At 50.0% G+C, this 12,890-nt stretch carries 14 protein-coding genes and 1 pseudogene; 10 read left to right on the plus strand and 5 right to left on the minus strand.

The window, feature by feature from the left end; all coding sequences use genetic code 11:
• Positions 1 to 81 precede the first annotated feature (81 nt).
• Together BLQ59_RS15000 and BLQ59_RS15005 are read left to right on the plus strand one after the other, a co-directional pair.
• On the plus strand, positions 82 to 525 hold the full coding sequence (locus BLQ59_RS15000) for an Rrf2 family transcriptional regulator (RefSeq protein ID WP_074573628.1): 444 nt from the start codon (positions 82 to 84) through the stop codon (positions 523 to 525).
• Positions 522 to 741: pseudogene (locus BLQ59_RS15005) on the plus strand (hypothetical protein). The gene BLQ59_RS15000 and the pseudogene BLQ59_RS15005 overlap by 4 nt, the downstream one beginning before the upstream one ends.
• Before the next feature lie 57 nt (positions 742 to 798).
• Here the strand turns inward: BLQ59_RS15005 and BLQ59_RS15010 are convergent.
• Positions 799 to 1,116 (minus strand): MerR family transcriptional regulator, encoded by a 318-nt coding sequence (locus BLQ59_RS15010; RefSeq protein ID WP_074573629.1) that lies wholly within the window; start codon positions 1,114 to 1,116, stop codon positions 799 to 801.
• Positions 1,117 to 1,118: 2 nt separating this feature from the next.
• On the opposite strand from BLQ59_RS15010, the gene BLQ59_RS15015 reads away from it, so the two are divergent.
• The 4 genes from BLQ59_RS15015 to BLQ59_RS15030 all read left to right on the plus strand — a co-directional run bounded on the left by BLQ59_RS15015 (position 1,119) and on the right by BLQ59_RS15030 (position 4,279).
• Positions 1,119 to 1,478, plus strand: coding sequence for a helix-turn-helix domain-containing protein (locus BLQ59_RS15015; protein ID WP_074573630.1), 360 nt, complete (start codon positions 1,119 to 1,121; stop codon positions 1,476 to 1,478).
• 73 nt (positions 1,479 to 1,551) lie between these two features.
• The gene (locus BLQ59_RS15020) at positions 1,552 to 1,941 is read left to right on the plus strand and encodes a RidA family protein (RefSeq protein ID WP_074573631.1); all 390 of its coding nucleotides are present in this window, start codon (positions 1,552 to 1,554) and stop codon (positions 1,939 to 1,941) included.
• Positions 1,942 to 1,995: 54 nt separating this feature from the next.
• Positions 1,996 to 3,093, plus strand: a complete 1,098-nt coding sequence (locus BLQ59_RS15025) for a threonine synthase (protein ID WP_074573632.1) — start codon at positions 1,996 to 1,998, stop codon at positions 3,091 to 3,093.
• A 16-nt stretch (positions 3,094 to 3,109) separates the two neighbouring features.
• Positions 3,110 to 4,279, plus strand: a complete 1,170-nt coding sequence (locus BLQ59_RS15030; protein WP_074573633.1) for an alanyl-tRNA editing protein — start codon at positions 3,110 to 3,112, stop codon at positions 4,277 to 4,279.
• Here the strand turns inward: BLQ59_RS15030 and BLQ59_RS15035 are convergent.
• Positions 4,266 to 4,694: a LysR family transcriptional regulator gene (locus BLQ59_RS15035; protein WP_256324701.1), complete on the minus strand. Its 429-nt coding sequence runs from the start codon at positions 4,692 to 4,694 to the stop codon at positions 4,266 to 4,268. The genes BLQ59_RS15030 and BLQ59_RS15035 overlap by 14 nt on opposite strands.
• A gap of 71 nt (positions 4,695 to 4,765) precedes the next feature.
• Between BLQ59_RS15035 and BLQ59_RS15040 the strand changes: the two genes are divergently transcribed.
• Positions 4,766 to 6,418, plus strand: coding sequence for an FAD-dependent oxidoreductase (locus BLQ59_RS15040; RefSeq protein ID WP_074573634.1), 1,653 nt, complete (start codon positions 4,766 to 4,768; stop codon positions 6,416 to 6,418).
• 236 nt (positions 6,419 to 6,654) lie between these two features.
• Positions 6,655 to 8,013: an MATE family efflux transporter gene (locus BLQ59_RS15045; RefSeq protein WP_074573635.1), complete on the plus strand. Its 1,359-nt coding sequence runs from the start codon at positions 6,655 to 6,657 to the stop codon at positions 8,011 to 8,013.
• Between the two features lie 19 nt (positions 8,014 to 8,032).
• Here the strand turns inward: BLQ59_RS15045 and BLQ59_RS15050 are convergent, their stop codons facing one another.
• Positions 8,033 to 8,962 (minus strand): LysR family transcriptional regulator, encoded by a 930-nt coding sequence (locus BLQ59_RS15050; RefSeq protein ID WP_074573636.1) that lies wholly within the window; start codon positions 8,960 to 8,962, stop codon positions 8,033 to 8,035.
• Between the two features lie 142 nt (positions 8,963 to 9,104).
• On the opposite strand from BLQ59_RS15050, the gene BLQ59_RS15055 reads away from it, so the two are divergent.
• A complete protein-coding gene (locus BLQ59_RS15055) occupies positions 9,105 to 9,896 on the plus strand; it encodes an MBL fold metallo-hydrolase (RefSeq protein ID WP_074573637.1) in 792 nt (263 codons plus the stop codon).
• Positions 9,897 to 10,217: 321 nt separating this feature from the next.
• Positions 10,218 to 10,712 carry a flavodoxin family protein gene (locus BLQ59_RS15060; protein WP_074573638.1) on the plus strand — a complete coding sequence of 165 codons (495 nt, stop codon included), beginning with the start codon at positions 10,218 to 10,220 and terminating at the stop codon, positions 10,710 to 10,712.
• Between the two features lie 49 nt (positions 10,713 to 10,761).
• On the opposite strand, the gene BLQ59_RS15065 is transcribed toward BLQ59_RS15060, so the two are convergent.
• Both BLQ59_RS15065 and BLQ59_RS15070 read right to left on the minus strand, forming a co-directional pair.
• The gene (locus tag BLQ59_RS15065; RefSeq protein ID WP_074573639.1) at positions 10,762 to 11,745 is read right to left on the minus strand and encodes a YeiH family protein; all 984 of its coding nucleotides are present in this window, start codon (positions 11,743 to 11,745) and stop codon (positions 10,762 to 10,764) included.
• Between the two features lie 98 nt (positions 11,746 to 11,843).
• A complete protein-coding gene (locus BLQ59_RS15070; protein ID WP_074573640.1) occupies positions 11,844 to 12,710 on the minus strand; it encodes a LysR family transcriptional regulator in 867 nt (288 codons plus the stop codon).
• Positions 12,711 to 12,890 lie beyond the last annotated feature (180 nt).

Below are 12,890 nucleotides of genomic sequence, written 5' to 3' on the forward strand. Positions count from 1 at the left end.
TGTAATATAATATGTTACAACGATTATATACAACGATTGTTGTAATGTCAATAGATACAACGACTTTTAGGAGGATTTTTCATGCAGTTTTCGTTTCGTCTGCCGGTAGCGACACATATATTGCTTTGTATCGAGCGGTTCAAGGATGAGTACAAGGCTACTTCCACCTTTTTGGCCAGCAGTGTCAATGTCAATCCGGTTATCATCCGCAAAACATTGGGCCAGCTCAAAGCCGCCGGCCTGGTGGAGGTGGCAGCAGGTGTCGGTGGGGCCAAACTCACAAAAAGCCCGCAAGACATCACGTTGTGGGATGTCTTCCAGGCTGTGGAAGAGGACGAGGATCTATTTCACTTTCAGGAGAACCCCAATCCGAAGTGCCCGGTGGGCAGGAATATCCATGGGGTGCTAGGGGACAGGCTCGAAGAGGTCAGGCAGCATATGCAGGCTGATTTCAAGAAAGTCACCATTGCAGATTTATTGGCGTCTATTGCGGTGAAGGAAGCAGAACAGGAGCAAAGTAAATGATTACGATAGCGGAATTAAAAACAGGTGTTATCTTTGGTGATAATAATACCTGCGAATATGTTTATATGCCTGCTAGTGAAATAGGTGTGGAAAATCCCCTGTGTGTTTACGAAAATAACGGACAACGGTCTGATGTTGACCTGTCGGAAGCCCTGCGACTTATCCGCGTGCGAGCTTTACGGCAGGCATCCTGTTTTAGGAAGCACTTCCTGCTAAACTTACGCCCCCTGCCGAATTTGGATGGCAGGGGGCGTTCTTTAGAGATGGGGAATGTTACGATTGGCGAGGGGGACATTTCTTGGTCATGAGTTCCTTGTAATAGGCAATCTTGTAGTCCAGCCGTTCCATAGTGGCTTTTAGCTGCTCGTATTGTTCCTGCAAGCGGGCACGTTGCTCCACGAGAATATCCTTGCGGGCTTCTTCAGTGTCTTCCTTGAAGAACAGGTCAACATATTCAATCAGGGCTTCCACCTGCACACCGGCACTGCGCATGCATTTGGAAAATTCTACCCAGCCACAGGCGGCTTCATCGAAATCGCGTATGCCATTTTCCTTGCGGGGGACATGGGGGATAAGGCCGATGCGTTCCATCGGTGTTGATTCGCGATGATGATGGCCGCCTGTTGGGGGCGCTGTGTATCAATATTGATATGACACGTACCCAGCAGCAACTGGATTATCTGAAAAGCTTTATGCCGCAGCCGAGGCCTGAACCTGTGCGGGAAAATCAAGGTCAACGGGTGGAGAAAATGGTGCTTGCGCTGATTGATAATATTCTGGCCGGCGTTGATGTAACTACACTTAGCCGCGAGGAGCGCATCGAAAAAATCCGCTTTATGGATACACGCGGGATTTTCCAGTTAAAGGGCAGTATTGATCAGGTGGCTGAACGGTTGGGCGTAAATCGTGTAACCATATACAGTTATTTGGATGAAGTTAGGGGCAAGCGCTAAAGCCCCATCTTTTTTACCTACTCCATATAAAAAAATATATATTAAATAAATTTTTATAAAAGGAGAGATTATCATGAAGAAAGTACAACCGATGGATGTTAAAGCAAATGGACATTATAGCCCTGGTGTGGCTGCGGGAGGAATGCTCTACATTTCAGGGCAGCTGCCGATGGACCCGGTTACGGGGCAGGTGGTGCAGGGGGATGCCGGGGTGCAGGCTGAGCGTTCGCTTTTGAATCTGGACAAGGTTTTGATTGCAGCAGGCCTTAGCCGTGATGCCGTAGTCTCCGTACATGTGTATATATCCGATATAGCCTATTGGGATATCGTCAACGAAGCTTATGCCAGATTTTTTGGCGGACATAAACCGGCGCGGGTAATTGTGCCGGCGGGCAAATTGCATCATGGGGCTTTGGTGGAAATTGAAGCCATAGCGGAATGCAGAGGATTGAATATAGATTGAGCAGGATTAAAACTCTTTGGCCAGAATATAAATAATGGATAAGGGGGAGCGGACATGGAATTTGTATGTACGAAATGTGGACATAAAGAAGATGTTACGACACGAAAAAGCAAATGTGAATGTGGCGGCTTGTGGAAATTGAATTATGTACCGACCAAATATTCTGCTGAGCTTATTGATCATTCGGTTTGGGGGCTGTTCCGTTACCGCAGGTTTATGCCATTGACTGGTGATACATGGCAGCAGGTTACATTGGGCGAAGGTATGACGCCGATTATTCCCTTTGATGCGCATACTTTGTTCAAAATGGATTATTACATGCCCACGCTGTCCTTTAAGGACAGGGGCGCGGCGGTACTCGTAGCACATATCAAAGCTCTGGGTGTAGACAAGGTGGTACAGGACAGCAGCGGCAATGCCGGCAACAGCGTGGCCGCCTACTGCGGACGCGTGGGCATTGCCTGTGAGATATTTGTACCGGAAGGAACATCGGATAAAAAAATCCGCATGATTGAAGCCCATGGGGCCAAAGCAGTGATTGTGCCGGGCAATCGTGACCATTGCGCCGCTGTCTGCCGGGAAAAGGTCGAAAAAGAGGGCGTGTATTACGCGAACCACGTTTATAATCCGTTCTTTTATGAAGGGACGAAAACGTATATTTACGAAACTTATGAACAGCTTGGACGTATTCCGGAGCATATCTTTGTGCCTGTGGGCAATGGGACGCTTTTTATCGGTGTGATGAAAGGGCTGGAAGAACTGCTCGCCAGCGGCGCGATTGACCATATGCCGCAGGTCGTGGCGGTGCAGAGTGAATTGTGTCAGCCGTTTATAAAGGCAATGGCGGCGGGGGCTGCGGACATCACCGCTGAACCTGTCCAGTGGACTATGGCTGAAGGTATTGCCATTGGCTTGCCCATGCGCAGTGCAGAGATTTTGGACTATGTGCATAAATACAAGGTGCAAGGGATAACCATTCCTGAGGATAAAATCCTGAGTGCGCGGGAGAAAATTGCTCGTCAGGGCATTTACTGTGAACATACCACGGCGGCTGTATATGCCGGGTATGAGCATTACTGTGAGCGATATGGCAGACCGCAGGAAGCACTGTTGTCCATGTGCGGCGCCGGCTTAAAGTCAGACCATGCGTAAGGATGAGGTGCGAAAGATGACGGAATCGAAGACCATAAGATTATACGAACAGGTTATGCTGCGCAGCTGCAAGACGGTTGTTACGGCATGTGTGGAACTCAAAAAAGGGTTTGGCGTGGAGCTTTCCCAAACCGTATTTTATCCTGAGGGCGGCGGGCAGTTAAGCGATACGGGCAAATTGATTTTGGCCGACAAGACCGTAAGCGTTACCCATGTGCGGGAAAAGGACGGACATATCTATCATGAAACGGCAGAACCCATAGCCGTGGGAACGGAAGTTACCGCCGAAATCGACTGGCAGATGCGCTTGGATCATATGCAGCAGCACTGTGGGGAACATCTCTTATCCTATGGTTTTTGGAAACTTTGTCAGGCCGATAATGTGGGCTTTCATATGACGGAAGAAATGGTGACGATTGACCTTAATCGTGAGGTCAGCGCCGCCGAGGTTCAGCAGGTGGAAACGCTGGCGAATGCACAGATTCAGGAAAATCTGCCGATAAAAACGACCTGGATGGATGCTGAGCAGGCAGCGGTCTGTGCTACGCGTAAATTCAATGACAAGCTGACCGGCCCTGTGCGGGTGGTCAGCATTGAAGGCAGTGATGCCTGCACCTGCTGCGGCACGCACCCACCGATGACCGGTATGGTAGGTCTGGTCAAAATCTTCAAGGCAGAAAAGCATAAGGAGAGCACGCGGATTTATTTCCTCTGTGGCAGACGCGCCATGGAAAAAGTCCAAACATGCTGGCAGGAGCTGACTAGCGCTGTGCAGCTGCTTTCGCTCAAAGATGAAGAAATTAAATCCGGCGTAGAACGTTTGCAAGCAGAAAACAAAGAACTGCGGGATAAGCTGGCCTTAGCTGAAGAACGCTGGGTAAACGAAATAGCCCCGCAGCTTTTGGCCAAGGCGAAGCTTAAAGATGATATTAAGATTGTTGAAGTCCATTTTGAGGATATTTCAGCAGATGCAGCCAAAAAGCTGACGCAGAAGCTGGTCGAAGAACCACAGGCACAGGTGACGGTATTCTATAAACAGAAAAACAGGCTTAACTATATTCTGGCAAGGGGGGCTGCTGTACCGGTTAGCTGCCGGGAGCGCATAGCCGTACTCAATAAGGAATTAAACGGTCATGGCGGCGGTAATGATAATATGGCGCAGGGTAGCAGCGCTATAAGTGATTGATTGGATTAAGTAAAAATATTGAATTGTTTGTGGAGGGCTGCAAGGCCCTCCTTATTGTATGGCAAATTTTTCCTGCAAGGTTTGCAGAAACAGCTGAGAGGCTTTGGAAAAGACCTGGTTCTTTTTCCAGGCCAAAGTGCACAGATTCCCCTGCGCCAATGCGGATATCGCCGCTGATATTTTCGTTGCTGCTCAAAAGCTCGCCCTCGGTCTTTTCCACCAGCGACAGGATTTCTTCTGCACGGCGGCGTAAAAGAGCTCCGTCATCGGTCAGGAGAATGCGGCGCGGTTCACGGATGAGCAGTTGTTTGCCGAATTCATCTTCCAAGTCCTTTAACTGCCGGGAAAGGGTCGGCTGGGAGAGGTGCAGCTTTTCTGCCGCCCGTGAAAATACTGAGCAAAGTGATTGAATCACGAACTTTTGCTCGGTAAATTGCTATAATCATAACAACTTCGAGAAATTGATATTCGTTTGGAGGTATGATTATGGCAAAATATATCGTGGTTGGTGGCGTGGCAGGCGGTGCTACGGCAGCTGCCCGTCTGCGGCGGCTGGACGAAGGGGCAGAAATCATTCTGGTGGAGCGTGGCGGTGATATTTCCTTTGCTAATTGCGGTCTGCCCTATTATGTAGGGGGCGTTATTCCCCGACAGGAAGATTTGCTGGTGATGACGCCGGCCAAATTCCGCGGGTTGTTTCACGTAGATGTGCGGGTGCAGAGCGAAGTCATAAAGGTGGATACGGCAGCCCGCCAGGTAGTTATTCGCCATGGGGAGGAAGAATATCCGGAAAGCTATGATGCCCTGCTGCTGTCTCCGGGTGCCCAGCCCCTGCGGCCGCCAATTCCGGGTATCGACCATGAACGCATTGTAACCCTGCGCAATGTACCAGATGCTGCGGTCTTGAAGAAGCTGGCCGGGGATTATCCCCAGGGGCGTGCCGTGGTGGTCGGCGGTGGTTTCATCGGCGTGGAAGCGGCGGAGAATCTGCAGGCCCAGGGCCTGTCCGTGACATTGGTGGAAGCAGCACCTCATATCCTGGCTCCCTTTGATACGGATATGTCAGCCCTGACAGAAGCTGAACTGCGCCAGAACGGCGTGAAGCTGTTGTTGAAGCAGGGCGTACAGGAATTCCTCCATCATGAGGATGGCACCATTGGCGTTAAACTTCCTCAGGAGGTACTGACGGCTGATTTTGTGGTGCTGGCCATCGGCGTGCGCCCGGATACGGCATTCCTGCAGGACAGCGGCATCGAGCTGGGCGAGCGGGGGCATATTCTGGTGGATGAATATATGCAGACCAGTGCCCCGGCAGTCTTTGCCGTAGGTGATGCGGTAATGATCTTTGACGGCCTGACGGGAAAGAAGGCGGCGCTGCCTTTGGCTGGTCCCGCCAATCGTCAGGGACGGCTGGCCGCTGACAATATTGCCGGCAAAAAACGCAAGTATGCCGGCGTGGTGGGTAGTTCTGTGTTCAAGGTCTTTTCCTTGACCGCTGCTGCCACTGGCAAAAACGAGCGGGCCTTGCAGCAGGCGGGGCTGGTTTATGGCAGGGACTATCGTTATACCATTACCTATCCTAATGACCATGCATCTTATTATCCTCAGGCGGAACCCTTCGCCCTGAAGGTGCTCTTCAGCCTGCAGGATGGCAAGGTCCTTGGTGCCCAGGCAATTGGCAAAAAGGGCGTGGATAAGCGGATTGATGTGTTGGCTTCTGTTTTGCGTTTAGGCGGCACGGTGTATGATTTGGAAGATTTGGAGCTTGCCTATGCGCCGCCCTTCTCTTCAGCCAAAGACCCGGTGAATATGGCCGGATACTATGGCGATAACATCCTGCAGGGGCTGACTAATCCCTTGTTGCCGGCGGAACTGGCGGCAGAACAGGAACGGGGGGCCTTGATCATCGATGTGCGTCCGCCGGAAATGTTTGCGGCAGGCCATGTAGAGGGAGCAATCAATATACCGGCGGCAAAAATGCGGGAACAGCTGGATAAGCTGGATAAAAAACGGCCCCTGGTGGTCATCTGCAAAATTGGCATGAACGGATATTTCATGGAACGCATGCTGAAGCAGTCAGGCTTTGAGGTGCGCAATATGATGGGTGGTTTCACCTATCTGCAGGGAATCTTGCCCTGACAAAAACGTTTCAAAAGTTTTACCCAAAACGATAACAAAGAGGATTGACAGGTCAATGCTTTGATGTTAATATACTAATCAACATATTGGTCACCGGAGGACAGAGTGCCGTAGCACGGGGGATAGCAGGATTTCCTGCAGGCCGCCTGTCGGATAAGGTGTCGGGTGAGCCCGGATTCTGTATTAAATGCAGAACCCGGGCCTTTTTGTATGCCCGGGCTGCTGAAGGAGATTGTATGCATTTAGAAATCTTTTCGAAAATGCCGCCGACGCGGCTGTTCTTTCACTGTGCCCTGCCAGCTATGGCGACATCCCTGGCGGGAGGGCTCTATGCCATAGTGGATGGCATCTTTGTGGGGCGCTATCTGGGCGCTGAGGCTTTGGCGGCCGTCAATATCGTCATGCCGCTGATCATGATTGTGGAAGCCCTGGCCAATATGGTGGCAGTGGGGACTTCTGTACATATTGCCACCTTGCTGGGGGAAGGGAATCGGCAGGAAGCTTCCCGGGCCTTTTCTTTCTCGGTAAAGTTTATCCTGCTCTTTTCCACCATAACTGCCCTTATGGGCTTTGCCTCGGCAGAAATGGTGGCCGCTTGGCTGGCCCCGGGAGCAGAGGGAGAGACCTTGCGTCTGGCGGCAGATTATCTGAAGATCTACGCCCTGTTTGGCCCATTGATTCCCATTTACTTTGCCACGGATAACTATTTGCGGGACTGTGGCCGTCCCAAACTGAGTATGGGCATCAATATACTCACCCAGGTGCTGAATATCGTTTTGGACTTCCTGTTTATTGCCGTGCTGGGATGGGGCATTGAAGGCGCAGCTCTGGCAAGCTGTATCTCCATTGCGTCGGGATCAATCATTACCTTGGCACTCTTTGGCGGTCGGCGGCTGGATGTCTATTACACCTGGGAGAATATTCCGGTGAGCCGTTTCCTGCGGATACTGGCCAACGGCTCCAGTGAGTTTTTGACCAGCATTTCCTCGGCAATCATGGGCCTGATGCTGAATTTTTTCCTGCTCAAATACGGCGGGACTTCAGCGGTGGCCGCCTTTGCCATCGTCATGTATGTGGACAGCATCATCGGTATGTTGAACTTCGGTCTTTGTGACTCATTGCAGCCTGCTTTGAGTTATTGTCATGGAGCAGGGGAAAAGGCACGGCTCAAGGCCATTTTCCGCCGCATCCTTTGGGCATCGTTCATTATGGCGGTGGCCGCGTTCTTCTTTATAGAGTTAGCCGGGCCGTATATGGCAGGACTTTTCAGTCAGAGTGAGGAGGGAGAGCTGATGCAGTTCAGCAAAGATGCCTTGACCATCTTTGCCTTTTCCTATCTGGCGGGTTGGATGGACCTGTGCTTCTCGTCATATTTCACGGCCCTGGATATGCCGGGGCGTTCCCTGCTGCTGTCCTTCGTGGGCACGCTGGTTCTGCCTGCCGCGTTGCTGTCCTTGCTGGCCCCCACCTATGGTCTGCTGGGAATCTGGCTGATGCCGCCGATAGCCAACCTCTTCAGCGGTATCTTGGCCCTGTTTCTCTACCGAAACAGTCAGTCTGATTTGACCAGGAAGCTGCTGAGCAGTCATTCCTGAGAAAACGGTGTAGTCCGAGCTAAACTAATGGGAAAAAGCTAGGTAAAACGATGTGTTTGCCGCTTGCTGGCAGCCAATCCAAGATAAACTGACGGAATTTCTTGCTTGCCGTTGTGGGCAGAGTGTATTTATCCGTGATAAGGTAAACACTCTGTCCTTTTTCTGTGCCTTCGCTCAGAGGGCGAAGAACGATATCCTCATGGGTATTTAGAACCGCTGCATAATCGTAGCCGATGTTGATGGCGTGATTCTGAGCCACCAGTTCCGTGATGATTGATTCATCTGCTGTTTCGCCAAGAATCTTCACTTTCAATCCTGGCAGGAGAATGTACCGGTCAATATTATCCCGGAAACATTGATAAGCCCGGCCTTTGCTGATGATGGTTTCTCCATCCAAATCGGCATAGGATAGTTCTGGTTTGGCGGCCAGGGGATGGTTTTTATGGAGGCGGACACAGTATCGAGAAAAGAATAGCTCATCACCCTGGAAACGGCTGTTGTCCAGAGGGCCTGTCACTATGGCAAAATTGCATTTCTTGGCGGCAAGGCCGTCAAGGGCAGCATCATCTGTGGTATCCATAACGCTGAGGATAATATCGGGGTGGGACGCATGGAAGTCCAGCAGGAAATTGGCACCCAGGTAGGCCAGGATATGGTCAAGGGCATAAATGGTAACGACGCTTTTTGACTGGGAGGCCAGGGTATTCATGCCCTCGATATAGCGATAATCATCCAAAAGACGCTGGGCATGGGGAAGCAGTGTGGTGGCATAATCCGTTGGTTCCAGACCGCGTGGTGTGCGGTTAAAAAGAACTTGACCAAGCTCTTTTTCCAACTGGCGGATGATTTTGCTGATGCCCTGACGGCTGACATATAGTTTATCAGCCGCAGCTTGAATATTGCGGCTGCGATAGGCCTCGATGAAGTATTCCAGTTGTTTTTGATTCATGGGAAACACCTCCTGGTTTTAGTTTACCGCAACAGAATGGTTGCGGCAAGTGCCGAAGCATTTGCTTGTTGACGGATTATTCGATTGTTAGAATAGCAGTAAGAGATAAGTCAGCAATCTATGTGTGAGAGGAGTTTTTAACATGAAATTGACACAGATACGTAATGCCACCAACCGTTTGGAATTTGCCGGCAAGACCTTTTTGATTGACCCATGGCTGTCACCCAAACATGTGCTATCGTTTGTTGACATACCGGGGATGCCCTTCCATGTACCAGATCCTGTAAAGGAGAACATGGTTATGCCCTTTTATGACCTGCCCATGTCCGTGGAAGAAATATTGCAGGGGGTTGATTATTATGTGGTAACGCATATTCATCCGGACCACATTGATATGGCAATGGATGGCACAGTGGGGGCTCCCTTAGATAAAAATGTACCAGTCATCTGTCAAAATGAGGAAGATGCAGCTGTTTTCGAGAAATCTGGCTTTAGGAAGATTATCGTCCTTTCTCGTGAGGGGATGGATTTTGGTTCGGCAAGGCTGACGCAGGTGCCTGCTCGTCATGGCACTGTAGTTCCTTGTGGTGAAGCCATGGGAATCATGTTTACCTCCCCTAAGGAGAAAACATTCTACCTGGCTGGGGATACAGTATGGTATCCTGAAGTGCAGGAAAATATTCGCAAGTTCAGCCCAGAGGTTATTGCCCTTAACTGTTCTGCTGCTGAATTGGTAGAAAATGGCCGTTTGATTATGAATGATGAGGATGTTTGGTCTGTGGCCATGGAAGCACCGCAGGCTAGACTTTATCTTACACATTTGGATAATGTTGCTCACGCTACCATTACCCGTCATACGATGCGTTCCCTGCTCATGGCCCGTCATGTGGAAGACTATGATATGCCAGCTGATGGCGAAAGCCTTTGCTACTAAGCAATACTTGTTTGAAAATCCATGGTCAGCCTGACAAGGTTGATAAGGGCAGCCAGGATAAGGAACCGATAAAAGACGCTGTGAAGAACGTGACTTTTTATAGTCCGCATCTTCACAGCGTCTTCATATAAATGAAAGGGAGTTATTCTTTTGCTTGAGCATAAAGTCGGGGATTGATTTTATGTTTTTTATGTTGCATATGAAATAACCTGTCGGTGAAATCCAATCGGGGAACAAAAAGTTTAAAATGTATTTAGTGGTAAAAAAGGGACTATAATGCTATTATAGGCTTATTACAGAAATCAAGTTGGAGGTTTATATATGAAAACGGCGATTGTTTACGATTCAAGGACACATACAACAGAAAAGGCAGCGGTATTTATTGCCCAAGGGGTTATGGAAACTGGATACAGTGATGTAAGGTGCTTCAATATTGACGAGGCTGATTTGGATTATATCAAACAATCTGATATGGTTATCTTTGGTTCTCCTACCTATATGGCTTCTGTTACGGGGAAAATGAAAAATTGGCTGGAAAGTAATATCAAGAAGCTGAATCTGGCAGGAAAGTTGGGCGGTGCCTATGCGACGGAGCAGTATATCCACGGCGGTGCAGAAAATGCCATCAAGGAAATGATTGTGTTTATGATGGTGGCGGGCATGATGGTTTATTCTGGGGGCAGTTCCTGCGGAAAGCCCGTTATCCATCTCGGTCCTGTAGGCATGAGTCAGAATATTGAGGACTTCGAGGAGTTGTTTATTACCTACGGCAAGAGAATGGGGGAACAGCTGGGCTCCTTGCAGAAAAAATCATAAAAGCTAAAGACGGTCAGCTGACGTGAAAAGTCAGCTGACCGTTTCTTATCTAAATAATGCCAAGTAAATACTGTACCAGCAGGGACATGCAGGCCACTGCTGCCCAGCAGCAGAGCCCCAGGAAGATGGGCTTCAGGCCATGTTTTACGAGTTCCCCGAGTCTGGTGTTGAGGCCAATGGCTGTCATGGCCATGACAATGGCGAATTTGCCGCAGGTACCCAGCGTTTGCGAGAGCGTTTCCGGCAGAATGCTAGTGGTGTTGACGATGGAAGCTACCACGAACCACAGGATAAACCAGGGGAAAATCTTTTGGAAGTTAAAGCCAGCGCCAGTGCTGGCTTTTTCTCGTGCCATGAGCAGGGCAAAAAACAGGCAGACAGGTACGATCATCAAGGCACGGGTCAGCTTTACGATGGTGGCCAGGCCTCCGGCTTCTTCGCTATAAGAATATCCGGCTGCTACCACAGAAGAGGTATCGTTTATCGCGGTACCGGCCCACATGCCAAAGCCCAGGTCGGACATATTCATCAGATGTCCTAAAAAGGGGAAGATGAATACAGCCAGCACGTTGAAGAGGAAAATGGTGGAGATGGAAAAGGCGATGTCCTTGTCCTTGGCGCCAATGACCGGGGCGACCGCTGCAATAGCCGAACCGCCGCAGATGGCCGTACCGGCGCCGATAAGGGTAGTGGTATTGCGGTCAAGATGCAGCAGTCTGCCTACACCCCAGGCTGTCATAAAGGCTGTCAGCAGGGTGAAGATCATGACGGAGAAGGACTGTCTGCCGATGTCCAGCACATGGAAGAGATTCATCTCAAAACCCAACAGGATGATGGCATATTGCAGGATTTTCTTGCCGGTAAAGGCGATACCCGGCTCCAGCGCGGCGGGGCGGTTTATTCCCGCCAGCAGCATGCCCAGCAGGATGCCGAATACTGGTCCACCGATAATGGGGAATTGCCTGCCCAAGAGCCAGGCTGGAATAGCAATGACCAGAGCCAGCAAAATACCGTGGATGTGTTCTTTTTTCATTATCAGGATGCCTCCTCGAATATCATTATGGAAACATCCTAGCACTCACTAGGTAATTTGTAAAATACTATGATTTGATGATTATCATAGTCGGTTGCCTATGAATCTCCTTCCTGAGCGCAAAGGCTGATGAACTTCTCCATAGCTGGCGTCAGGTATTTGTTGATGTGGCAGACAATCCAGAAGGTGCGGGTAAAGGAAATGCCGGGAATTGCAAACTGGATAAGGTTTCCTGCGTCAAGTTCCCGCCGGGCAACCCGTTCGGACAGGACAGCTATGCCAAAGCCTGCCATGATTGCCTGCTTGATGCTTTCGGAATTGTTATAGGTGCCGATTATCTCAGGCTTTATACCCTGTTCCGACATTTTTCGTGTAAAGAGTTCCCGAGTGCCGCTGCCTTCTTCCCGGGTGATGAAGGGCAGACGGGAGAGCTCGGCAATGGTATGGGGCGGCGGATTATCCGGAGCAGTCAAGAACACTAATTCATCGGCCATAAAGGCGCGTTCTTTGAGGTAGGGGGAATGAATGGTTCCTTCCACTAAAGCCAGATCCAATTCATCATTCAGCAGGGCCTTTTCCAGTGTGGCGGTATTATGAATCGAAGAGATTACCTGTTGCTGGTAGGTCTTGCGGAATCGGTTCAGTAACGGGATGAAGACGCTTTCGCCGATGGAGAGGGTGGCACCAATCCGCAGGGGGGAGCCGGCGGCAAAATCCCGCATGGCAGATTCTGACCGGTCAACAAGGCTCGCGATATGGCGGGCATATTGTAGGAGCTCCTCCCCGGCCGCGGTCAGAAACAGCTTCTTGCCCAGCCGTTCAAAGAGCCTCGTCCCATAATGTCCCTCCAGCTCTCGGATGGCCTGACTCACTGATGGCTGGGAAATATGCAGTTTTTCGGCGGCACGTGTCATGCCATCCTCATCGCAGACACATAAGAAAATCTGGAAATGGCGCAGTGTCATAGAATTACTCCTTATCTGTGCAAATACTTTTTTATATAAGTATAAGCGAAGTGATTGGTATTATCAAAATCCAGCGGTTGACGATATATGGTGTGCTCCCCGTCAAGTGGACAGGTAAAAAAATAAAAATATTCATTGCTGCTCGCAACTAATGCGAGCAGCTTTTTTCATGCAGCTCCA

It is taken from the genome of Pseudoselenomonas ruminantium (assembly GCF_900104055.1).
Classification (GTDB): Bacteria; Bacillota; Negativicutes; order Selenomonadales; family Selenomonadaceae; genus Selenomonas_A; species Selenomonas_A ruminantium_C.

Bases quoted from the DNA above. Each gene is read 5' to 3' on its own strand.
- BLQ59_RS15000 (WP_074573628.1), top strand. From the start codon at position 82: ATGCAGTTTTCGTTTCGTCTGCCGGTAGCGACACATATATTGCTTTGT.
- BLQ59_RS15010 (WP_074573629.1), bottom strand. From the start codon at position 1,116: ATGGAACGCATCGGCCTTATCCCCCATGTCCCCCGCAAGGAAAATGGC.
- BLQ59_RS15020 (WP_074573631.1), top strand. From the start codon at position 1,552: ATGAAGAAAGTACAACCGATGGATGTTAAAGCAAATGGACATTATAGC.
- BLQ59_RS15025 (WP_074573632.1), top strand. From the start codon at position 1,996: ATGGAATTTGTATGTACGAAATGTGGACATAAAGAAGATGTTACGACA.
- BLQ59_RS15030 (WP_074573633.1), top strand. From the start codon at position 3,110: ATGACGGAATCGAAGACCATAAGATTATACGAACAGGTTATGCTGCGC.
- BLQ59_RS15040 (WP_074573634.1), top strand. From the start codon at position 4,766: ATGGCAAAATATATCGTGGTTGGTGGCGTGGCAGGCGGTGCTACGGCA.
- BLQ59_RS15045 (WP_074573635.1), top strand. From the start codon at position 6,655: ATGCATTTAGAAATCTTTTCGAAAATGCCGCCGACGCGGCTGTTCTTT.
- BLQ59_RS15050 (WP_074573636.1), bottom strand. From the start codon at position 8,962: ATGAATCAAAAACAACTGGAATACTTCATCGAGGCCTATCGCAGCCGC.
- BLQ59_RS15055 (WP_074573637.1), top strand. From the start codon at position 9,105: ATGAAATTGACACAGATACGTAATGCCACCAACCGTTTGGAATTTGCC.
- BLQ59_RS15060 (WP_074573638.1), top strand. From the start codon at position 10,218: ATGAAAACGGCGATTGTTTACGATTCAAGGACACATACAACAGAAAAG.
- BLQ59_RS15065 (WP_074573639.1), bottom strand. From the start codon at position 11,745: ATGAAAAAAGAACACATCCACGGTATTTTGCTGGCTCTGGTCATTGCT.
- BLQ59_RS15070 (WP_074573640.1), bottom strand. From the start codon at position 12,710: ATGACACTGCGCCATTTCCAGATTTTCTTATGTGTCTGCGATGAGGAT.